Origin of the sequence: Streptosporangium oxazolinicum, from assembly GCF_039537505.1 — a bacterium.
In the GTDB taxonomy this organism is placed as follows: domain Bacteria; phylum Actinomycetota; class Actinomycetes; order Streptosporangiales; family Streptosporangiaceae; genus Streptosporangium; species Streptosporangium oxazolinicum.
The window spans coordinates 1-22,181 of the sequence record NZ_BAABAQ010000002.1; the positions used below are offsets into that span (position 1 = coordinate 1).

Annotated in this window: 18 protein-coding genes; 3 read left to right on the top strand and 15 right to left on the bottom strand. The window is 71.2% G+C overall.

Annotation, left to right across the window (positions count from 1 at the left end):
- Positions 1-792 precede the first annotated feature (792 nt).
- From tyrS to argC, 10 genes are all read right to left on the bottom strand, one after another.
- Positions 793-2,061: a tyrosine--tRNA ligase gene (gene tyrS / locus ABD817_RS05400; RefSeq protein WP_344915631.1), complete on the bottom strand. Its 1,269-nt coding sequence runs from the start codon at positions 2,059-2,061 to the stop codon at positions 793-795.
- Between the two features lie 283 nt (positions 2,062-2,344).
- Positions 2,345-3,004: a DNA-3-methyladenine glycosylase gene (locus tag ABD817_RS05405; RefSeq protein ID WP_344915632.1), complete on the bottom strand. Its 660-nt coding sequence runs from the start codon at positions 3,002-3,004 to the stop codon at positions 2,345-2,347.
- Between the two features lie 9 nt (positions 3,005-3,013).
- Positions 3,014-4,411, bottom strand: coding sequence for an argininosuccinate lyase (gene argH, locus ABD817_RS05410; RefSeq protein WP_344917174.1), 1,398 nt, complete (start codon positions 4,409-4,411; stop codon positions 3,014-3,016).
- 82 nt (positions 4,412-4,493) lie between these two features.
- Positions 4,494-5,693 carry an argininosuccinate synthase gene (locus ABD817_RS05415; RefSeq protein ID WP_344915634.1) on the bottom strand — a complete coding sequence of 400 codons (1,200 nt, stop codon included), beginning with the start codon at positions 5,691-5,693 and terminating at the stop codon, positions 4,494-4,496.
- A gap of 69 nt (positions 5,694-5,762) precedes the next feature.
- The gene (locus tag ABD817_RS05420) at positions 5,763-6,269 is read right to left on the bottom strand and encodes an arginine repressor (RefSeq protein ID WP_344915637.1); all 507 of its coding nucleotides are present in this window, start codon (positions 6,267-6,269) and stop codon (positions 5,763-5,765) included.
- 5 nt (positions 6,270-6,274) lie between these two features.
- Complete coding sequence (gene argF / locus ABD817_RS05425; RefSeq protein WP_344915639.1) at positions 6,275-7,249, bottom strand: ornithine carbamoyltransferase; 975 nt, start codon at positions 7,247-7,249, stop codon at positions 6,275-6,277.
- On the bottom strand, positions 7,239-8,390 hold the full coding sequence (locus ABD817_RS05430; RefSeq protein ID WP_344917176.1) for an acetylornithine transaminase: 1,152 nt from the start codon (positions 8,388-8,390) through the stop codon (positions 7,239-7,241). Before ABD817_RS05430 ends, argF begins: the two co-directional genes overlap by 11 nt.
- Before the next feature lie 56 nt (positions 8,391-8,446).
- On the bottom strand, positions 8,447-9,409 hold the full coding sequence (argB, locus tag ABD817_RS05435; protein WP_344915641.1) for an acetylglutamate kinase: 963 nt from the start codon (positions 9,407-9,409) through the stop codon (positions 8,447-8,449).
- Positions 9,406-10,560 carry a bifunctional glutamate N-acetyltransferase/amino-acid acetyltransferase ArgJ gene (argJ, locus tag ABD817_RS05440; protein WP_344915643.1) on the bottom strand — a complete coding sequence of 385 codons (1,155 nt, stop codon included), beginning with the start codon at positions 10,558-10,560 and terminating at the stop codon, positions 9,406-9,408. Before argJ ends, argB begins: the two co-directional genes overlap by 4 nt.
- On the bottom strand, positions 10,557-11,579 hold the full coding sequence (gene argC, locus ABD817_RS05445) for an N-acetyl-gamma-glutamyl-phosphate reductase (RefSeq protein WP_344915645.1): 1,023 nt from the start codon (positions 11,577-11,579) through the stop codon (positions 10,557-10,559). Before argC ends, argJ begins: the two co-directional genes overlap by 4 nt.
- Positions 11,580-11,849: 270 nt before the next feature.
- Here argC and ABD817_RS05450 point away from each other — a divergent pair, with 270 nt between their 5' ends.
- The 3 genes from ABD817_RS05450 (at position 11,850) to ABD817_RS05460 (ending at position 15,795) form a co-directional block, all read left to right on the top strand.
- Entirely contained in the window at positions 11,850-13,541 is a 1,692-nt protein-coding gene (locus ABD817_RS05450) for a class I adenylate-forming enzyme family protein (RefSeq protein ID WP_344915647.1), read from the top strand.
- A gap of 338 nt (positions 13,542-13,879) precedes the next feature.
- The gene (locus ABD817_RS05455; protein WP_344915649.1) at positions 13,880-15,133 is read left to right on the top strand and encodes an MFS transporter; all 1,254 of its coding nucleotides are present in this window, start codon (positions 13,880-13,882) and stop codon (positions 15,131-15,133) included.
- 83 nt (positions 15,134-15,216) lie between these two features.
- On the top strand, positions 15,217-15,795 hold the full coding sequence (locus ABD817_RS05460; protein ID WP_344917178.1) for a Uma2 family endonuclease: 579 nt from the start codon (positions 15,217-15,219) through the stop codon (positions 15,793-15,795).
- Between the two features lie 245 nt (positions 15,796-16,040).
- Here ABD817_RS05460 and ABD817_RS05465 read toward each other — a convergent pair whose 3' ends face one another.
- From ABD817_RS05465 to ABD817_RS05485, 5 genes are all read right to left on the bottom strand, one after another.
- A complete protein-coding gene (locus ABD817_RS05465; protein WP_344915651.1) occupies positions 16,041-16,286 on the bottom strand; it encodes a hypothetical protein in 246 nt (81 codons plus the stop codon).
- 171 nt (positions 16,287-16,457) lie between these two features.
- Positions 16,458-19,031 carry a phenylalanine--tRNA ligase subunit beta gene (locus ABD817_RS05470; protein ID WP_344915653.1) on the bottom strand — a complete coding sequence of 858 codons (2,574 nt, stop codon included), beginning with the start codon at positions 19,029-19,031 and terminating at the stop codon, positions 16,458-16,460.
- Positions 19,031-20,080 carry a phenylalanine--tRNA ligase subunit alpha gene (gene pheS / locus ABD817_RS05475; RefSeq protein WP_344917180.1) on the bottom strand — a complete coding sequence of 350 codons (1,050 nt, stop codon included), beginning with the start codon at positions 20,078-20,080 and terminating at the stop codon, positions 19,031-19,033. The genes ABD817_RS05470 and pheS overlap by 1 nt, the downstream gene beginning before the upstream one ends.
- 121 nt (positions 20,081-20,201) lie before the next feature.
- Entirely contained in the window at positions 20,202-21,284 is a 1,083-nt protein-coding gene (locus ABD817_RS05480) for a sensor histidine kinase (RefSeq protein WP_344915655.1), read from the bottom strand.
- A gap of 79 nt (positions 21,285-21,363) precedes the next feature.
- Entirely contained in the window at positions 21,364-22,179 is an 816-nt protein-coding gene (locus tag ABD817_RS05485) for a TrmH family RNA methyltransferase (RefSeq protein WP_344915657.1), read from the bottom strand.
- Positions 22,180-22,181 lie beyond the last annotated feature (2 nt).

Consider the following 22,181-nt stretch of genomic DNA (forward strand, 5'->3'; position numbering starts at 1 on the left):
CCAGCGTTCGTCCTGAGCCAGGATCAAACTCTCCAAACAATGCTTGAACAGTCCTACCCAGCTGAAACCACCCACCACACAAAGAAGGGGCGGGTGTCATCAACCAAAGGAATCCATCCCCCACCCCGATAGGGTGGTAGGACGGGGTTGTGCTTCATGCACTGGCTTTTAACACACTGTTGAGTTCTCAAGAAACGGACGCGTACACCATCACCCAGACCCGACCAACCAGCCGAGTAGAACTCCGGGGCGTTCCATTTCGTATTTCAACCGTACAAGCCTGTTAAGATTGTGTCAAATTGCTAGCCATCAGCCGTTTGTCACAAAACCTGCAAACTTGCTAGGATTTCCATCGCCTCGCCTCCGAGGCAACCCTCTGAACCTACCGTGTCATCCGGGCCACAGCGAATCAACCGGTTTTCCGGCGACCTACGCGGGGTCCGAACGCTCAGGTTCGTTCAGGAGGAGTGGCCCTGGGCCCGTCCGCCGATCGGCGTCCGGCTCGCTCCGGGGCATTGCAAAGATTATGCGCCCTCCGGAACATCGTCAAATCAGCGACACCCGACAAAATCGCAGGTCAGAGCAGTTCGTTGAGAAAACCGGGAACGTTCGCTACCGGAATGTTACGCGGTGAGACGACTGACACCCCGACCGGAGCCGGAGCATCAGTCATCCGGAATCACCGCGTTGACCTGGCCAAAGAGCCAGGTCAACGCGGAAGATCGGAACAACACGAGAAACCACGGGGACCACACGCCCCCGCGAGAGTACAGAAGCGAGACAGGGGCGAGATCAGCCCGCGACGACCTCGACGCCGCCGATGGAACGCTTGCCACGGCGCAGCACCAGGAAGCGTCCGTGAAGCAGATCACTGGCAGACGGCACGTACGTCTCGTCGGTGACCTTGACGTTGTTGAGGTAGGCGCCGCCCTCCTTCACCGCGCGGCGCGCCTCCGACTTCGACTTGACCAGGCCACTCTCGGCGAGCAGGTCGACGAAGGACGCCCCCAGGGCGGGCACCTCCGCGCGCGGCACCTCGGCGAGGGCCTCCCCCAGCGTGCGCGCGGGCAGCTCCTCCAGGGAGCCCTGGCCGAACAGGGCCGCCGAGGCGGCGATCACCGCGGCGCACTCGTCGGCGCCGTGCAGCAGCGTGGTGAACTCCTCGGCGAGCGCCCGCTGTGCCTCGCGCCCGGCGGGCCGGTCGGCGGCGGCCTTCTCCAGCCCCTCGATCTCCTCACGGGACCGGAAGCTGTAGATCTTGAGGAACTTCACCACGTCACGGTCGTCCGCGTTCAGCCAGAACTGGTAGAACGCGTACGGAGAGGTCATCTCCGGGTTGAGCCAGACCGCGCCGCCGGCCGTCTTGCCGAACTTGGTCCCGTCCGCCTTGGTGATCAGCGGCACGGTGAGGGCGTGCACGTGGCCGCCCGTCACCCGGCGGATGAGGTCGGTTCCCGCGGTGATGTTGCCCCACTGGTCGCTGCCGCCGATCTGGAGCGTGCAGCCATAGCGCCTGTTCAGCTCCAGGTAGTCGTTGGCCTGCAGGATCTGGTAGCTGAACTCGGTGTAGCTGAGCCCTTCCCCGCCCAGCCGGGCCGAGACCGACTCCCGGGCGAGCATGCGGTTGACCGGGAAGTGCTTGCCGACGTCGCGCAGGAAGTCGATCGCGGTCATGCCCTCCGTCCAGTCGAGGTTGCTGACGAGGATCCCGGCCTTCTCGTCTGAGAAGTCGAGGAACTTCTCCACCTGGACGCGGATCCGCGCCACCCATTCGGCCACGACGTCGGAGGAGTTGAGCGAGCGCTCGGTGCTCCGGCCGCTGGGGTCGCCGATCAGACCCGTCGCGCCGCCCACCAGGCCGATGGCCCGGTGGCCCGCCCGCTGGATGCGGGTGAGGGTGAGCAGCGGGACCAGGTTGCCGACGTGCAGGGAGGGAGCGGTCGGGTCGAAGCCGCAATAGACCGTGATCGGACCCTCGGCCATCGCCGCGCGCAGGGCGTCGATGTCGGTGGACTGCGCGATCAGGCCGCGCCAGGCGAGGTCATCCAGAATGTCGGTCACGATCCTTGCTTTCCAATGCTCGAAGGGACATTTAGCGCTCTCGTACACCCTGCCCGATCACGGCACCGTAGCGCCACTCGAAACCCTCCTCTCGCACGAGGCGACCAGCGCGGGAGGGCACGAGGACGGACGGGGAGGGAGGGCACGAGGACCGACGAGGAGGGACCACACGTGATCTACCTCGGTGCGGGACGTACGACCCCGGCGGGAAGAGACTGTGGACTCGCCGTCGATCTACCGGCGCGGCAGCACGGGACGCGCCCGATAAGGAGACGCCATCGGCCTACCGGCGGCGCGGGACATGCGGCCGGTAGGGAGAGACCGTGGGCTCACCGTCGGTCCAGAAGCGCCACGGCGTCTCCCGGCCCGACGAGACCCCGGTGCGCGGTCCCGACAGGATGGACGACGGCTTGGCCGGCTCACCCTCGGTCACGGAGAGTGAGGAGAGTGATCCGGGCGCGCAGGCGTCGAGCCCGTTGTGCTCGCGGGTGAGGCCGAGCGCCACCGCCAGGCGTGCGGGCCCCCTGGCGAGGTCGACCTCCCTGACGGGACGGGCGCTTCCCGCGCTCCGTCGAGCCAGGGCGGTCTCGACACCGGAGATCACCTCTCCGGCCCGCAGCAGCACGCCGGAGCCGATCCCCTCGGGAAGGCAGGTGAGGTTGGCGCAGAAGTGCATACCGTACGTGAAGTAGACGTACAGGTGACCCGGTGGACCGAACATCACCGCGTTGCGCGGCGTCCGGCCCCGGTAGGTGTGCGACGCGGGATCCTCGCCCGGCACCCCGTACGCCTCGACCTCGGTGAGGCGTACCGCGACCGGCCCGTGTACGAGCACCCGCCCCAGCAGGTCGGGGGCGACCTCGTGGGCGGGCCGGTCGAAGAAGTCGCGGGCCAGCGGCGTGGACGCGGCGGGCGGTCGCCCGCCGTGCTCGTCGACGGCCATCGCCGCGCGTCAGTTTCCGCTCGCCCAGGCGGCCTGGGCGTCGACGGTCTCACGCAGTGCGATGAGCTGGTCACGAACCCGGTCGGGTGCCGTACCGCCGTGCGCCTTGCGGGCCGCCAGGGCGCCGGGCACCGAGAGGACCTCGCGGGAGTCGGGCGTGAAGTGCGGCGAGACCTTGGCCAGCTCCTCGTCGGTGAGCTCGCCGAAGTCCTTGTCGTTGACCTGGCACCAGACGACGAGGTGGCCGACCGCCTCGTGGGCCTCGCGGAAGGCGACGCCCCTGCGGACCAGCAGCTCGGCGAGGTCGGTGGCGAGCGCGAACCCGTCGGGGGCCGAGGACTCCAGCTTGGCGGTGTTGACGCGCATGGTCGCGACGAGCCCGGCCATCGCGGGAAGGACGAGCAGCAGGCTGTCGACGGAGTCGAAGACCGGCTCCTTGTCCTCCTGCAGGTCGCGGTTGTAGGTCAGCGGCAGGCCCTTGAGCGTCGTCAGCAGCGTCATGAGGTTGCCGATGAGACGGCCGCTCTTGCCCCGGGCGAGCTCGGCCACGTCGGGGTTCTTCTTCTGCGGCATGATCGAAGAGCCGGTGGAGTAGGCGTCGTCCATCTCGATCCAGCGGAACTCCTGCGAGGCCCACAGGACGATCTCCTCGCCCAGCCGCGACAGGTGCACGCCGATCATCGCCGCGTCGAACAGGAACTCGGCGGCGAAGTCGCGGTCGGCGACGGCGTCCATCGAGTTGGGCGCGGCGGAGTCGAAGCCGAGCTCCCTGGCCACGGCCTGCGGGTCGAGCGGCAGGGAGGATCCGGCCAGCGCCCCCGAGCCCAGCGGGGAGACGGCCGCGCGCCGGTCCCAGTCGCGCAGGCGGTCGATGTCGCGGGCGAAGGCATGCACGTGCGCCAGGAGCTGGTGGCCGAAGGACACCGGCTGGGCGTGCTGCAGGTGGGTCATGCCGGGGGCCGCCGTCTCGGCGTGCTCCTCGGCCTGGCTCATCAGCGCGGTCTCCAGCTCCACCAGCCGGGACACGATGTGCCTGACGTGGTCGCGCAGGTAGAGCCGCAGGTCCGTGGCGACCTGGTCGTTGCGGCTGCGACCGGCCCGGAGCTTGCCGCCGAGCGTGCCGAGGCGTTCCAGCAGGCCGCGCTCCAGCGCGGTGTGGACGTCCTCGTCGGCGACGGTCGGCCGGAACTCGCCCGCCTTACAGGCGCGCTCCAGGTCGTCCAGGGCGCCGATCATGCGCGTCAGCTCGTCGTCGCTCAGCAGGTTCGCGCGGTGCAGCACCCTGGCGTGCGCGCGCGAGGCCAGCAGGTCGTACGGCACCAGCCGCCAGTCGAAGTGCACGCTCACCGAGAGCCTGGTCAGCGCGTCGGCCGGACCTCCTTCGAACCGGCCGCCCCAGAGCCGCATCGGCTTACCACCATCAGTCACCGTTGTTCTCCCTCCCCATTCACTCCGTGACCTCCCCATTCAATCCGCGACCTTAGCCCAATCAGACCAGCCGGGCGTCCCGGGCGGAGGCAATCTTGGCGGGCAGGGCCCACAGCTCGACGAAGCCCTTGGCCAGGGACTGGTCGAAGGTGTCGCCGGTGTCGTAGGTGGCGAGGTTGAAGTCGTACAGCGACGCCTCGGAGCGGCGCCCGGTGACGGTGGCCCGGCCGCCGTGCAGGGTCATCCGGATCTCGCCGGTGACGTGCTCCTGGACCTCGGCGACGAAGGTGTCGAGAGCCTTCTTGAGCGGGGAGAACCAGAGGCCGTCGTAGACGAGCTCGCCCCAGCGCTGGTCCACCGACCGCTTGAAGCGGGCGAGGTCGCGTTCGACGGTGACGTTCTCCAGCTCCATGTGGGCGGTGATCAGGGCGGTGGCGCCCGGTGCCTCGTAGACCTCGCGGGACTTGATGCCGACGAGCCGGTCCTCGACCATGTCGAGGCGGCCGACGCCCTGGGCTCCCGCGCGGCGGTTGAGCTCCTCGATGACCTGGAACGGGGTGAGGTGCCGCCCGTCCAGCGCCACGGGAACGCCCTTGACGAAGCTGATGATGACCTCGTCGGCGTCGCGTGGCTGCGCCGGGTCGGCGGTGTAGGCGTAGACGTCCTCGATCGGGCCGTTCCAGATGTCCTCGAGGAAGCCGGTCTCGACGGCCCTGCCCCAGATGTTCTGGTCGATGGAGTACGGGTTCTTCTTGGTGGTCTCGATCGGCAGGTTCTTCTCCTCGGCGTAGGCGATCGCCTTGTCCCTGGTCCACGCGTAGTCGCGGGCGGGGGCGATGACCTTGAGCTCGGGGTAGAGGGCGGCCAGACCGGCCTCGAAGCGGACCTGGTCGTTGCCCTTGCCGGTGCAGCCGTGCGAGACGTGGGTGCCGCCGAACTCCTTGGCCGCCGCGGCCAGGTGCTTGACGATCAGCGGCCGCGACAGGGCGGAGACCAGCGGGTAGCGGTCCATGTAGAGGGCGTTGGCCTGCAGCGCGGGCACGCAGAAGTCGGCGGCGAACTCCTCGCGGGCGTCCACGACGACGGATTCCACGGCGCCGCAGTCGATGGCGCGCTTGCGGACGGCCTCCATGTCCTCACCGCCCTGGCCGACGTCGACGGCGACCGCGACGACCTCGGCACCGGTCTTCTCGGCGAGGAAGGGAATGGCGACGGAGGTGTCGAGTCCTCCGGAGAAGGCGAGGACGACCCGGTCGGTCATGATGGGTACCTCCAAGATCTTTATTGGTCACGGGTGCCGGACGCTGCCGGGGCAGCCCACCCGGGCAGGCTAGATACGTCGATCGGCGTGCCGGAGCAGTCCTTCGGCGACGGCCGCCCCGCCCAGTGGGTCGCGGCTGATGACGAGGATCGTGTCGTCTCCCGCGACCGTGCCGAGGATGGACTCCCAGTCGGCGTGGTCGATGGCGGAGGCGAGGAACTGCGCGGCGCCCGGTGGCGTACGGACGATGACGAGGTTGGCGGAGGCCTCGGCGGAGACGAGGAGCTCCTCCGCGAGCCTGCTGAGCCTGGCGGCCGGGGACTCTCCGGTACCGAGCCTGGCGAGCCTTATCCGGCCGCCGCCCTCGCCCGGCAGGGCGTAGACCAGCGAGCCGTCCTCGGCGCGCAGCTTGAGCGCGCCGAGTTCGTCCAGGTCGCGGGAGAGGGTGGCCTGGGTGACCTCGACACCGCTCTCCAGCAGGAGCTTGGCCAGCTCGGGCTGGGATCTGACCGGCTGCCGCTGCAGCAGGTCGGCGATCCGTGCCTGGCGGGCGACCTTGGTCATCGGGATCGTCATGTGGATCACCCGTCGCCGGTGGGCGTGTCCCGGCCCGCCACCGAGACCAGCCAGTGCAGCAGGGCCTTCTGGGCGTGCAGCCGGTTCTCCGCCTGGTCCCACACCAGGCTGTGCGGGCCGTCGAGGACCTCGGCGGAGATCTCCAGGTCGCGGTAGGCGGGCAGGCAGTGCAGGACGACGGCGCCGGGGGCCGCCCGGCTCACCAGCACGGCGTTGACCTGGTACGGCATCAGGTCGGCGATCCGCTGCTCCCTGTCCTCCTGGCCCATGGAGACCCAGGTGTCGGTGGCGATCACGTCCGCGCCCGCGGCGGCCTGGGCCGGGTCGGCGAGGACGGCGACCGACCCGCCGGTCCCCTCGGCGACCTCGCCGGCCCGCCGGAGGATCTCCGGGTCGGGCAGGTATCCGGCGGGGGTGGCGATCCGCACGTGCATGCCGGCGACGGCACCGCCGAGCAGGTAGGAGTGGGCCATGTTGTTGGCCCCGTCGCCGAAGTAGGCGAGGGTTAGCCCCGCCGTCCTGCCGAAGTGCTCCCTGACGGTCTGCAGGTCGGCGAGGATCTGGCAGGGGTGGAACTCGTCGGTGAGGGCGTTGACCACCGGCACCGAGGACGCCGAGGCCATCGCCTCGATCCGCTCCTGGCCCGAGGTGCGCCACACGATGGCGCCCACCTGGCGCTCCAGGACCCGGGCGGTATCCTCGATCGACTCGCCGCGGCCCATCTGGGAGGATCCGGCGTCGAGGATGAGAGGGAGGCCGCCGAGCTCGCCGATGCCGACCGCGAAGGAGACGCGGGTGCGGGTGGAGTGCTTGTCGAACAGGACGGCGACGGTCTGCGGGCCCTCGAAGGGGCGGTAGGCGTAGCGGTCCTTCTTCACGGCCTCGGCCAGGTCGAGCACCCGGGCCTGCTCGGCGGGCGAGAGGTCGTCGTCCCTCAGGAAGTGCCTGACGTGCGCCTGTCCGGCGGGGTTACTGGGCATCTGCGGCCTCGTCGAGGATCGCGGGAAGCGCGGCCACGAAGGCCGCGACCTGGGCGGAGGTGATCACCAGCGGGGGCGCGAGCCGTACCGCGTCGGGCTGGAGGGCGTTGACCAGGAAGCCGGCGCGCTGGGCGGCGGCCTGGACCTGGGCGGAGCGGGCGTCGGTGAGCACGACGGCCCGCCACAGGCCCCGGCCGCGGACGCCGGCGAGCAGCGGGTGGTCGATCGCGGCGACGCCCTCGGCGAGTTCGGCGCCGACGGTGCGGACGTGCTCCAGCAGGCCGTCCGCGTCGATGGTGTCGAGCACGGCGAGCGCGGCGGCGGCCGAGACGGGGTTTCCGCCGAAGGTGGATCCGTGGTCGCCCTTGGCGAAGGCGGTGGCCGCCGCGCCGAAGCCGACGCAGGCGCCGATCGGCATGCCGCCGCCGAGGCCCTTGGCCAGGGTGAGCACGTCGGGCAGGACGCCCTCGTGCTGGTGGGCGAACCAGTGCCCGGTGCGGCCGATCGCCGACTGGATCTCGTCGGCGACCAGCAGGGCGCCGGTGACGTCGCAGATCTCGCGCGCGGCCGTGAAGTAGCCCTCGGGCGGGGGCACGACCCCCGCCTCGCCCTGGGTGGGTTCGAGGAAGACCGCGGCGCACTCGCCGGTGACCGCGCTCTTGAGCGCGTCGGCGTCACCGTACGGGACGAAGCGGACGTCGATCGGGAACGGGCCGAACTGGTCGCGGATGGAGGGCTTGCCGGTGAGGGCGAGCGCGCCGAGGGTGCGGCCGTGGAAGGCGTTCTCCGCGGCCACGAAGTAGGTGCGGCCGTTCGATGTGCCGTACTTGAGGGAGAGCTTGAGCGCGGCCTCGTTGGCCTCGGTTCCCGAATTGGTGAGGAACACCTTGGCCGGGGCTCCGAGCAGGCCGAGCAGGCGCTCGGCGAGCAGCACCTCGGGCTCGTGCAGGAAGAGGTTGCTGGTGTGGGCGAGCGTGGCGACCTGCCGGGAGACGGCCTCCACCAGGGCAGGGTGGGCGTGGCCGAGCGAGCTGACCGCGATGCCGCCGATCAGGTCGAGATACTCGTGGCCGTCGACGTCCCAGACCCTCGCGCCCTCGCCCCGGGCCAGCGCCACCGGGGGCACGCCGTAGTTGGGCATGAAGGCGGCCTCGAAGCGTCTGGCGAGCGCCTCTCCTGCGGGGCTTTCCTTCGGGCTCACTGGTCGTTCCCCTTCAGCTGGGCGGGGGCCTCGGGCCGCCGCCTGACCGGTTCCGGTGTGGCCGCCGCCTCCGGGGCGTCGGGCAGCACCATGGTTCCTATGCCCTCGTCGGTGAAGATCTCCAGCAGCACCGAGTGGGGCACCCTGCCGTCGAGCACGTGGGCCCGTGGCACGCCGCCCTGGACGGCGGTCAGGCACGCCTCCATCTTGGGGATCATGCCGCTGGACAGGCCCGGCAGGAGCTTCTCCAGCTCGGTGGCGGACAGTCGCGCGATGATCTCGTTCTCGTCGGCGTCGGGACGCCAGTCGCGGTACAGGCCCTCGACGTCGGTCAGGACGATCAGCTTGGACGCCTGGAGGGCCACGGCGAGCGCGGCGGCGGCGGTGTCGGCGTTGACGTTGTAGACGGTGCCGTCGTCGCCGCGCGCGATCGAGGAGATCACCGGGATCCGCCCGTCGTCCAGCAACGCTCGTACGGCTCCGGCCTCGACCTTGACGATGTCGCCGACCTGGCCGATGTCGACGCCGACGCCGTCGACGACGGCGTGCTTGCGCACGGCGGTGAACAGGTGGGCGTCCTCGCCGGACATGCCGATCGCGAACGGACCGTGCCGGTTGATCAGGCCGACCACGTCGCGGTTGACCTGGCCGACGAGGACCATCCTGACGACCCGCATGGCCTCGGGGGTGGTGACCCGCAGCCCGGCGGTGAAGGTGGACTCGATGCCGAGCAGGTCGAGGTGGGCGTTGATCTGCGGCCCTCCCCCGTGCACGATCACGGGCTTGAGCCCGGCGTAGCGCAGGAAGACGACGTCGGCGGCGAACTTCTCGCGCAGGTGCTCCTCGGTCATCGCGTTGCCGCCGTACTTGATGACGACGGTCGCGCCGTGGAAGCCGGCGAGCCAGGGCAGCGCCTCGATGAGGGTGGCGGCCTTCGTCAGGGCCTCGGCGCGCCTCATGTGGAGTACGCCGAGTTCTCGTGGACGTACGCCACGGTGAGGTCGGTGGTGTGGATCGTCGCCGAGTGCGGTCCCGCCGACAGGTCGATGGTGATCGTCACCTCGCGCGGGGTGAGGTCGACCTTGGAACGGTCGTCGCCCGCGGCGCCGCCCCTGCAGATCCAGATGCCGTTGATGGCCACGTTGAGCCGGTCGGGCTCGAAGACGGCGTCGGTGGTGCCGACGGCCGAGAGCACCCGGCCCCAGTTGGGGTCCTCACCGTAGATGGCGCACTTGAGGAGATTGGACCGGGAAACGGCGCGGCCGACGGTGACCGCGTCGTCCTCGGAGGCGGCGCCGACGACCTCGATGGCGATCGCCTTGGAGGCGCCCTCGGCGTCCATCAGCAGCTGGCGGGCGAGGTCGGCGCAGACCGCGAGGAGGACCTGCTCGAACTCGGCGAGGTCGGGGACGACTCCCGAGGCGCCGCTGGCCAGGAGCAGCACGGTGTCGTTGGTGGACATGCAGCCGTCGGCGTCGAGCCGGTCGAAGGTGACCCGCGTCACCTTGCGGAGCACCTCGTCGAGCCGCTCGGCGGGCAGGTCGGCGTCGGTGGTGATCACCGACAGCATGGTGGCGAGGCCGGGGGCGAGCATGCCCGCGCCCTTGGCCATGCCGCCGACCATGTAGCCGCCCGCGCCCTTCCTGAAGGAGATCTTCGAGACGGTGTCGGTGGTGCGGATGGCGTCGGCGGCGGCGAGGCCGCCGTCCCTGGCGAGCTGGGAGACCGCGAGGTCGACCCCGGCCAGCAGCGGGTCCATCGGCAGCCGCTCACCGATCAGGCCGGTGGAGCAGACCGCGACCTCCCCGGCCGAGTCGCCCAGTGCCTCGGCGACCTTCTCCGCGGTGGCGTGGGTGTCCTGGAAGCCGAGCGGCCCGGTGCAGGCGTTGGCGCCGCCGGAGTTGAGGACGACGGCGTGCACCCGGCCGCCTGCCAGCACCTGCGCGGACCACAGGACCGGCGCGGCCTTCACCCGGTTGGCGGTGAAGACCCCGGCGGCGGCGCGCGAGGGACCGTCGTTGACGATCAGTGCCAGGTCGCGGTCGACGCCGGACTTGATCCCGGCGTCGACACCCGACGCGCGGAAGCCGAGAGGGGCGGTCACACTCATGGGGCGACTCCGTTGAGAGGAAGGCCGGACTCTTCCGGCAGGCCGAGGGCGAGGTTGGCGCTCTGGATCGCGCCTCCGGCCGTGCCCTTGGTGAGGTTGTCGATGGCGACGACGGCGACGACGCGGCCCGCGCGCTCGTCCAGGACGACCTGGAGGGCGGCGGTGTTGGCGCCGAGGGTCATCGAGGTCGCGGGCCACTGGCCCTCGGGGAGCAGCCGCAGGAACGGCTCGTCCTTGGTGGCGGCCTCGTAGGCCTCGCGCAGGACCGCGGAGGTGAGGCCGGGTCTAGCGGGGGCGGTGCAGGTGGCGAGGATGCCACGGCTCATCGGCGCCAGCACGGGGGTGAAGGAGACCGTGACCGGCTCGCCCGCCAGCGGGGAGAGGTTCTGCTCCATCTCCGGGGTGTGGCGGTGGACGCCGCCGACGCCGTACGCGGTGGCGGAGCCCATCACCTCGCTGCCCAGGAGGTTCGGCTTGGGCGCCCGGCCGGCTCCGCTGGTGCCGCTGGCGGCGACCACCACCACGTCGGGCTCGACGAGACCGGCGGCGAAGGCGGGGAACATGGCCAGGGTGACGGCCGTCGGGTAACACCCCGGCACCGCGATCCTGCGGGCGGCGCGCAGCTCCTCGCGCCGCCCCGGCAGCTCGGGCAGCCCGTACGGCCAGGTGCCCGCGTGGGCGCCGCCGTAGAAGTGCTCCCAGGCGGCGGGGTCGGTGAGCCGGAAGTCGGCGCCGCAGTCGACCACGAGGGTGCCGTCGCCGAGTCGCTCGGCGACGGCGGCCGACTGCCCGTGCGGCAGGGCGAGGAAGACGAGGTCGTGGCCGCCGAGGGTCTCGGGCGTGGTCTCCAGCAGGACCCTGTCGGCCAGCGGGGCCAGGTGTGGCTGGTGGGCGCCGAGGGCGGTGCCCGCGCTCGAGGCCGCCGTCAGCGCGCCGATCTCGATGCCGGGGTGGGACAGCAGCAGGCGCAGGAGCTCACCTCCGGCGTAGCCGCTGGCACCCGCGATCGCCGCTCTCATCCGTCCCCCCGATGTCTGCATGCTTATGCATTGCTCCTCATGGACTTACTAGAAAGATTATGCATCTTGGAGGATTGCCATGCAAGCCGATACGACAGAGGGCTCTAACGCTCAGAAACGCCGCACCCGGCGGGAAACACCGCGAAAATCGCGCTTCGCGGCCGGCGAACGCGGGCACGAAACGATCGGCCATGTTTCGGCATTGTTGCACGTACCTACCGGTCGGTATCGTAACGTTTCCGGTTTCTCAGCCTCCGGGAGTACGAACGCATGACTGTCACCCACGACCAGGTCCGGGCCCGGCTCACCGGCCCCGGGCAGCTTTTCGAGACGGAAGAGGTTCCCGGCCACGGCGGGACCGTCAGAACCTGGAAACACGCGCCCCGCGACTTCCGAGCACTCCTTGAGACGAGCAGGTTCCACGGCGACAAGGTCTTCCTGATCTACGAGGACGAGCACCTCACCTACGAGGAGCACTTCCGGCGGGCCGCCACGCTCGCGCGGCGCCTGGTGGACGAGTACGGCGTGGGCAAGGGCGACCGGGTGGCCATCGCCATGCGCAACTACCCCGAGTGGGTGATCGCCTTCTCCGCCACGCTGGCCATCGGGGCGATAGCCGTGCCGCTCAACGCGTGGTGGACGCCGCAGGAGCTGGAGTACGGGCTGTCGGACTCGGGGGCCAAGGTGCTGATCGCCGACGGCGAGCGGGCGGCCGGGCTCACCGGCCTCACCGGCTTCACCGCGCTCACCGGATCGGGCCCGGCGCTGATCGTGACCCGCGGCGAGGCACCCGAGGGCGCCCGCTCCCTCGAGGACGTGATCGGCGAGGTGGAGGCGGGCGTGACACTGCCGCCGGTCGAGCTCTCCCCCGAGGACCCTGCGACGATCTTCTACACCTCCGGCACCACGGGCCGCCCCAAGGGCGCGCTCGGCAGCCACCGCAACCTCGGGCAGTCGCCGATGACCGTCGCCTACGGCCTGTACCGCACCCTGATCAGGGCGGGCAGGGAGCCGGGCGAGACGGCCGGGCAGCGGCGGGTCACCCTGCTCACCGTGCCGCTCTTCCACGTCACCGGCTGCTTCGCGGTGATGACCACCACCATGTTCAGCGGGGGCGGCCTGGTACTGATGTACAGGTGGGACCCGGGCCGCGCGCTGGAGCTGATCGAGCGCGAGAGGATCACCGGGCTCACCGGCGTGCCCACCAACGTGTGGCAGCTCCTGTCGCATCCCGACCTGAACAGGTACGACATCTCCAGCCTCAGCGGCCTCGGGTACGGCGGCGCCCCCGCCCCGCCGAAGCTGCTGGAGCGCATCACCGAGCAGCTGCCCGGCCGCGCCCCCTCCAACGGGTACGGCATGACCGAGACCACCGCGCTCGCCATCGGCAACACCGGAGCCGACTACCTGGCCAAGCCCGACAGCATCGGCCTGCCGATGGCCGTGGTCGAGGTGAGGATCACCGACCCGATCGGCGGCGAACTGCCGGTCGGCACGGTCGGCGAGCTCTGCCTGCGCGGCCCGAACGTCATCCTGGGCTACTGGAACCGGCCCGAGGCCACCGCGGAGACCTTCGTGGGCGGCTGGCTGCACACCGGTGACCTGGCCAGGGTGGACGAGGAGGGGTTCGTGTTCATCGTGGACCGGGCCAAGGACATGGTCATCCGCGGCGGCGAGAACGTCTACTGCGCCGAGGTCGAGGCCGCCCTGTTCGAGCACCCGGCGGTCGAGGACGCCGCGGTGATCGGGATCCCCCACGACGAGCTGGGTGAGGAGGTCGGCGCGGTGCTCCGGCTGTCGTCCCCGGCGACCGACGAGGAGCTGCGGGCCTTCCTGCGCGAGCGGATCGCCCCCTTCAAGGTCCCGGTCAGGTTCTGGGTGCGCGAGACGGAGCTTCCCCGCAACCCCGGCGGCAAGATCCTCAAGACCCGGCTGCGCCAGGAGGTCCTGGGCCCTTCCTGACAACCGCTCCCGCCAGGAAGCCGGACCCCCGCCAGCAGATCCCCAGCCCGCTGAGGCCCGGCTTCTCGCCCCGGAAAGTCCCCAGCCCGCTGACGCCCGCTTCCGACGCCCGTTTCGCTGCGGAAGGTCCTCGGCCCGCTGACGCCCGCCCGGACACCGATCCCCCGTCGCCGTACGCCCGGCGGGTGTCAGGCGGCCGGGGAACGGCTTCCCCTCGGCCCGGCCCGACGGTGACCTGCCGAAAAATGATTTGCCTTCGCGTAGATCACCCCCGAAACTAGCTGTTCGTGCCGGAAAACGCCGATCGACCGATCAGAACCCTGCTCCGCCGTCTGGCGATGGATCTCAGCCCCCTTCGCGACTCGCGCGACTTCCGGCTGCTCTTCGGCTCCGGCGTCATCACGATGTTCGGCACCTTCCTGACGCTGGTCGCGGTCCCGCTGCAGATGAAGGAGCTCACCGGCTCCTACCTGGCGGTCGGCCTGGTCAGCGTGGCCGAGTTCGTCCCGATGGTGGTGTGCGGGCTCTGGGGTGGGGCGATCGCCGACGCCCTCGACCGGCGCAAGATCATCCTTCTCACCGAGGTCGGACTCTGCCTCACGGTCACGATCCTGACCGTCAACGCGCTGCTGCCGAACCCGCAGGTCTGGGTGCTGTACGTGGTCGGCGCGCTCTCGGCCGGGCTGGGCAGCCTGCAGCGGCCCAGCCTGGAGTCGCTGATGCCGCGCGTGGTCAGGCACGACCAGCTGGCCGCGGCCGCCGCCCTCGGCGCCTTCCGCTGGAACCTGGGCGCCATCGTCGCCCCGGGCCTCAGCGGCCTGATCGCGGCCTGGTTCGGCGTCGCCGTCGCGTACGGCGTCAACGTCGTGACCTTCCTGGCGTCCCTGGTCCTGCTCTGGATGGTCCGGGCCCAGCCTCGGCCGGAGGACACGCCCGCGGCCTCGATCAGGTCCCTGGTCGAGGGGGTCCGCTACGCCGTGGGCCGCTCCGACCTGATGGGCACCTACCTGGTCGACATCGCCGCGATGATCTTCGCGTTCTCCACCGCGCTGTATCCGTTCCTCGCCGACGAGCTGGGCGCCCCCAAGGCCCTGGGGCTCTTCTTCTCCGCCTCCGCCATCGGCTCGCTGATCGCCTCGGTCACCTCCGGCTGGACGGCGCACGTGCACCGGCACGGCCTCGGCGTGATCGTCGCGGCGGCCGTGTGGGGCGTCGCGGTGGCGCTGGCGGCGCTGATGCCCAGCGTCTGGGGCATCTTCGCCTTCCTGGCCGTGGCCGGGGCCGCCGACATGATCAGCGGTGTCTTCCGCTCGACCATCTGGAACCAGACCATCCCCGACGAGTTCCGTGGCCGCCTGGCGGGCATCGAGCTGCTCTCGTACACCAGCGGCCCGATGCTCGGCAACGCCAGGGCCGGCCTGATGGCCCAGCTCGGCGGGACCCGCTTCTCCCTGGGCGCCGGTGGCCTGCTGTGCGTCGGCGCGGTGGCCGCGATGGCCGCGCTGCTGCCGAGGTTCCGCGACTACGACGCCCGCACCGACGAGCACGCGATCAGGGAGCGCGCCCGCCGCGAGGAGGCCGCCCGCGCCTGACACCGGGCACCGGCAAGTGTCCTCACGGAACGGAATCCCCTTGCTACCGTGAGGGCATGACGGTCGACGTACGGAGCCCCGAGATGACGGAGTCCTCACTGCCCGACTGGGTGTTCCCCCCGCCGGAGGGGTTCGTCGCGGAGGATCTCGATCGCATTCCGCAATTGCCCGCGCACACAGAGTTGATCGATGGAAGCCTGGTCTTCGTGAGTCCCCAGGCTTCTTTTCACACGCGAGCGGTGGATCTGCTGGTCAATGCCCTCCGCCATGCGGCACCCGCTGATCTCCGAGCGCGCCGGGAGATGAGCGTCATACTAGGCGAACGCCAGCGGCCCGAACCCGACATCAGCGTCATCCACGCCTCCGCCGAGCACAGCCCGGAGCAGACCTTCTACCGGGCCGAGGACGTCGTGCTGGTAGTGGAGGTCGTCTCCCCCGAGTCCACGGCCCGCGATCGCGACCGCAAGCCCGTGCTGTACGCCGAAGCGGGCGTCGCGCACTTCTGGCTGGTCGAGAACCCGTCGGGAAGGCCCGCGATCTACGTCTACGAGCTCGACCCGGTCACCCACTCTTACGCGCTCACCGGCATCCATCGCGACCGGCTCAAGGTCTCGGTCCCCTTCGACGTCGACATCGACCTGACGGAGATCGACCGGCTCTAGGGCCTGTTTTGTGGATCTTCGCCGTGGCGAGGATCGTCCGGGTGGATGCCCCGCACGGCGGAGGAGGAGTTCATAACGGAGTTATGGGCGACGACGACAACGCCGCGGGGCGCCGCCTGGACGACCGCAGGAGGCGAAAAGATCCACAAAACAGGCCCGAGGGACCGGGTCCTCGCGCGGCGCCCACCGCCGCCCAGGGCGGTCCGTCACATCGCCCGGCTCCTCCGCCGGACGAAGGCCGTGCCTCACCCGTTCTCGCGCCAGCCCTCGTACTCCTCGGCCAGCGCCTCCAGGCGGGCCACGCCCTCCGGCGGCAGCGCCCCTGAGGGGTCCTCGACAACCACCAGCCACTGGGCGTCCTCGGCGTCGTCCTCGCCCGCGAGGGTCTCCCTGACCACCGTGGGCACGCCGATCACCGGAAACTCCCCGGCCACGGTCTCGGCGACCTCCTCGGCGTCGTCGCGCCCGGCGAACACCAGCAGATGCCTCATCGCTCCCTCCCGGGGAAGGGTTCTTCTCCGCTCCGGGCGAGCGGTCCGCCCTGAGCGGCCGGCGGGTATGTCATCGTCGCCTCCTGAAGGAGAATCACCCGGGACGCGAACATCCCGGCCCGATACGGCGAAAAGGGGCCCGGGACACGCCCCGGGCCCCTCGCGGACCGGTCAGACGCCGCGCAGCCGCGCCCCGGTGCGCTCTCCGGCCAGGGCCACGGCCGCGTCGCGGGCCGCGGTGGTCTCCTCCACGGTGAGCGTCCGGTCGGGCGCCCGGAAGCGCAGGGAGTAGGCGAGGGACTTCCCGCCCTCGCCGACCTGGGCGCCGGTGTAGACGTCGAACAGCCGGATCGACTCCAGCAGCGGGCCCGCGCCCTCGCGCAGCGCCGCCTCCACGGCGGCCACCGGGGTCGCCGCGTCGACGATGAGCGCGACGTCCTGGCCCGCGACGGGGTACGCGGAGATCGCCGGGGCCTGCGGCGGACCGGCGATGAGCGGCTCCAACCGGGTCAGCTCCAGCTCCATCGCGCAGGTGCGCGGCGGCAGGCCGTACGCCTCGACGACGCGCGGGTGCAGCTCACCGGCGTGACCGACGAGCACGTCACCGGCGTACAGCGCGGCGCAGCGGCCCGGGTGCCAGGGCTCGTGCCGGTCCGCGCGGACGTCGAGGGTGACACCGGCCTCGGCGGCCACCACGCGGGCCGCCTCGACGGCGTCCGCCCAACCGGCCGCGCGGCCCTTGCCCCACCAGCCGGACGGCTCGAACTCCCCGGCCAGCACGACCCCGACCCGGAGTGGCTGGGCGGGCAGCGCGGACTCGATCGAGGCGAGCTCCTCCGGGCTCGGCCTGCGGTCGACGCCCAGCACGGGGGCGACGGCGGGCGCGTCGGAGGAGGGCCGGTAGACCAGGCCCGCCTCGAACAGCGCCACGTCGCCGAAGCCCCGGCCCACGTTGCGGACCAGTGTCTTGAGCAGGCCGGGCAGCAGGGTCGTCCGCATCAGCGGCTCGTCCTCGCTGAGCGGGTTGGCCAGCCGTACGGCCAGGCGGCGCGCGTCGTCGGCGGGCAGCTGCAGGTTGTCGAAGTCGCGCTCCCCGTTGAACGGGTAGGCGAGGATCTCGACGTAGCCCGCGGCGGCGAGGGCGCGGCCGACCCGGCGGCGCAGGCGCTGGCCCTCGCTGAGACCGGCGCCCGCCGGGGCGGCGGGCAGGATCGAGGGCAGGTTCTCGTAGCCCTCCAGCCTGATGACCTCCTCGGCGAGGTCGTTCGGGTCGGTCAGGTCGGGACGCCACGAGGGCGGGGTGACCGCCAGCACGTCGTCACCGGTGACCGCGAGCTTCGCGGCGATCCCGGCGGAGGCGGGGTCGCCCGTGGCCGCGGTGCCACCGGCCGTGCCGCCCGTCGCCGGGCCGGTCGCGGTGGTGGCGCCCTCGACAACCGTGCAGCCGACCTGCCGCAGGCGGTGGATCACCGTCTCACGGTCGTAGACGGTGCCCGCGACCCTGCCCGGGTAGCCGCTCGGGATCGCGATGTGGACCGGCTCGACCTCCACCTCGGCGTGGGTGACGCCCGGCTGGATCGTGCCGCCGCCGAGCTCGGCCAGCAGCCGGGCCGCGCGCCAGGAGGCGTACAGCGGGAGCTCCCGGTCGACGCCCCGCTCGAAGCGCTTGGAGGCCTCGCTGACCAGGTTGTGCCGGCGCGACATGCGCGCGACGCCGCTGGTGGAGAAGTGGGCCGCCTCGATCACGATGTCGGTGGAGGCGTCGGAGATCTCGGTGTGCAGGCCGCCCATGGTGCCGGCCATCGAGATCGCGCCCGACCCGTCGGTGATCAGCACGTCGTCCGGGTGGAGCTTGCGGACCACGTGGTCGAGCGTCTCCAGCGTCTCGCCGGGCTCGGCCCTGCGCACCACGACCTCGCCGGTGAGCCTGGCGGCGTCGAAGGCGTGCAGTGGCTGGCCGAGCTCCAGCATGACGTAGTTGGTGACGTCGACGGCGAGCGAGACCGGGCGCACGCCGGCGCGGGAGAGCCGGGCGCGCATCCACAGCGGGCTCGGCGCCGACGGGTCGAACCCGCGGATCTCGCGGAGCACGAAGCGGTCGCAGGCCGACGGGTCGGCGATCGAGGCGGGGTAGGACGGGCCCGGCGCCTCGGGCGGGGAGACGTCGGCCGGGTCGATGAACGCCGAGTCGAAGGCGGTGGCGGCCTCGCGGGCCACGCCCCGGATGGAGAGCGCGTAGCCGATGTCCGGGGTGATCTCCAGCTCGATCACGTCGTCACGCAGCCCGAGCAGCTCGACCACGTCCGCGCCGATCGGAGTGCCCTCGGGCAGCACGAGGATGCCGGGCGACGACTCGGCCACGCCGAGCTCGGACTCCGAGCAGATCATGCCGTCGGACAGGCGCCCGTAGGTCTTTCGCGAGGCGATCTCGAACCCGCCGGGCAGCACGGCGCCGGGCAGCGCGACCGGGACGCGGTCGCCGGCCTCGAAGTTGGTCGCGCCACAGACGATCTCGCGCGGCGCGGCCTCCCCCACCTCGACCTGGCAGTGGCGGATGGGCTTCTTGAAGCCCTCCAGCGTCTCGATGGAGATCACCTCGCCCACCACGACGTTCTTGATGTCGTGGCCGTAGGAGGTGACGGACTCGAGCTTGAGCCCGGCGGCGGTGAGCTTCTCGGCGATCTCGTGCGCCGTGACGGCGGGGAGATCGACGTACTCCCGCAGCCATGAAAGCGGGACCCTCATCAGATCTCCATTCCGAAGGGACGGGTGAAGCGGACGTCTCCCTCGACCATGTCGCGCATGTCCTCGACGTTGTGGCGGAACATCAGGGTGCGTTCGACGCCCATGCCGAAGGCGAAGCCGCTGTAGCGGGCGGGGTCGACGCCGCAGGCGATGAGCACCCTCGGGTTGACCATGCCGCAGCCGCCCCACTCGATCCAGCCCTCCGACTTGCAGGTGCGGCAGGGCGGGTTGCCGGGCACCGCGGAGGCGCCGCGGCAGACGAAGCACTTCAGGTCCATCTCGGCGGAGGGCTCGGTGAACGGGAAGTAGTTGGGCCGGAACCGGGTGGTGATGCCCTCGCCGAACATGACCTCGGCGAACCGGTCGAGGGTGCCCTTGAGGTGGGCCATGGTCAGGCCCTCGTCGATCGCCAGCCCCTCGACCTGGTGGAAGACGGGGGTGTGGGTGGCGTCGAGCTCGTCGGTGCGGAACACCTTGCCCGGCGAAATTACGTAGACCGGGAGCTTCCTGTCGAGCAGCGCCCGGATCTGGACGGGAGAGGTCTGGGTGCGCAGCACCTTGCCGGAGTCGACGGACTCCACGAAGAAGGTGTCGTGCTCCGAGCGCGCCGGGTGGTCGGCGGAGATGTTCAGCGCGTCGAAGTTGAACCACTCCCCCTCCAGCTCGGGGCCCTCCGCCACCTCGTAGCCCATCGCGACGAAGGCGTCGGCGATGCGCTCCTGGAGGGTGGTCAGCGGGTGCCTGGCACCGAGGGGGGCGCGGGTGGAGGGCAGCGTGACGTCGACGGTCTCCTCGACGAGGACCCGCTCGTCGCGTTCGGCCTCCAGCTGTGCCTGCCGCTCGGCGAGGGCGTCGGCGACCGCCCTGCGGGCGCCGCCGATGCGCTTACCCGCCTCGGAGCGGGCCGCCGGGGGCAGGGCGCCGATCTCGCGGTTGGCCAGGGCGATCGGTGAGCGGTCACCGGCGTGCGCGAGGCGCACCTGCTTGAGTTCTTCGAGGTCGCGCGCCGCCTTGACGGCGTCGAGCGCGTCGGCCTGCATGCGCGCCATCTCGTCGGCGTGCAGCGGGGTCACCTCGACCGGGTCGTAGTTTGACAAGAGAGAGCTCCGAATCCAGGGCTTGAGCGGCCATGAGTCTAGTCGGGTGAGCCCACCGGGCCGACATTCGCGATCAGGCGAATTCAGGAGTGCCGGTGGGCACCATAAATCGAAACTCGGCGCCGCCCTCGGGCCCACGCTGCACGGAGATGGTGCCGCCGTGGGCCTCGATCAGCCCCTTGACGATGAACAGGCCGAGCCCGGTGCCGCCCCGGCGGCGGGCGTTGCCCCGCCAGAACTGCCGGAACACGCGCGTGACCAGCTCGGGCGGGATGCCCTCCCCCTGGTCGCGGACGGACACGGTCACTCCCCATTCACTCGGCTCGACGACTATTGTCACCGTACCGCGCCCGTGACGCACCGCGTTTTCCATCAGGTTGGCGAGCACCTGATCGATCTTGTCCTGGTCGAGCCAGGTCTCGGGCAGCTCGCCGCGCACCTGGAGCACGAAGCGGTCCTCCGGCTCGCCCGCCGCCACCCGGCCCGCGATGATCTTGGAGATCCTGGCCGGGACGTCGACGACCTGGCGGTGGATCTCCAGCCGGCCCGACTCGATGCGCGAGACGTCGAGCAGCTCGGTGATGAGCCGGGTCACCCGGTCGGCGTCGGCGTTGACGGTCTCCAGCATGACGAGCTTCTGGTCGTCGGTGAAGCGGGTCCACTTGGCCAGCAGGGTCGCGGTGAACCCCTTGACGCTGGTCAGCGGGGAGCGGAGCTCGTGGGCGACGGTGGAGACCAGGTCGGCGCGGCTGCGCTCCAGGCGGGCGCGGGCCCCGGCGTCACGCAACGTGATGACCACCCGGACGACCTCTCCGCCCCGCCGTGGCTCGCGCACCAGCCGGGCGGCCACCAGCAGCTCCTGGCCACCGGGGGTGCGCAGCGGCAGCTCGGGCTGGCGGGCGCGGCTGGGCAGGCCGCCGTAGGTGTCGAGCCACTTCCACCAGTCGCGCCCGTCGTGGTCGCGGAAGGAGAACACGTCGCGCAGGTGCCCCCCCACGGCCTGCTCGCGGGTGACACCGGTCAGACGGGCCGCGGCCCGGTTGACGGTGAGCACGTGGCCGTCGCCGTCGGTCACCACGAGACCGTCGGGAAGCTCGTCGACGTCGATCACAGAAGCGGCATCGGTGCTCCGCTCGCCGGTGTGTTCGCCGTGCACGACCCCGCCTCCTCGACGCTACATGGCCGACAATAGCGGGTTTCCCGCACCGTACGGCAGCCTCGCCGGCCGGGGTGCCTCACCTGGGGCCGGGGGTGGTGCGTTGAGATCGGGCAGATGCGTACAGACAGACCGCGGCGGCGGTCGCGAGGTTCAGGCTCTCGGCCCGGCCGTAGATGGGAACCCGGACGACCTCGTCGGCCAGCTTCAGGATCTCCTGCGGAAGCCCCCACGCCTCGTTGCCGAAGATCCAGGCGGTCGGGCCGGACAGGTCCACGTCGTCCAGGGTCTGCTCGCCCGCGCCGTCGGCGGCGAGCACCCGCAGCCCGGTTCCCTTCAGGTGCTCCACGGCCCGCGCCACCGGGACGCCCGTGCTGACCGGGAGGTGGAACAGGCTCCCGGCGCTGGCCCGCACGCACTTGCCGTTGTAGGGGTCGACCGAGGCGTCGGTGAAGACGACGGAGTCGGCGCCCGCGGCGTCGGCCGTCCGCAGCACGGTGCCCGCGTTGCCGGGGTCGCGGACGTGGGCCAGCACCGCCACCAGCGTGGAGCCGGGGACGACGGCGGCGTCCAGGGGCACGTGCACGAAGCGGCACACGGCCAGCAGTCCCTGGGGGGTGACGGTCTGGGCCAGCTCGGCCATGACCTCGCCGCTGGCCCGGTGGACGGGCACCCCGGCGGCGGTGGCGGCGCCGACGACGTCGGCGTGACGCAGCTCGGCCTCGGCCGTGGTGAACAGCTCCATCACGACCCCGTCCAGCGCCAGCGCCTCGCGGACCGCCTGCGGCCCCTCCGCCAGGAAGGAGCGGTCGCGGTCCCTGAAGGCCCGCTTCGTCAGCCTCCGCGCGGCCTTGACCCGCGGTGACTTGATGTTGGTCAGCTCAGACCCGGCCATGC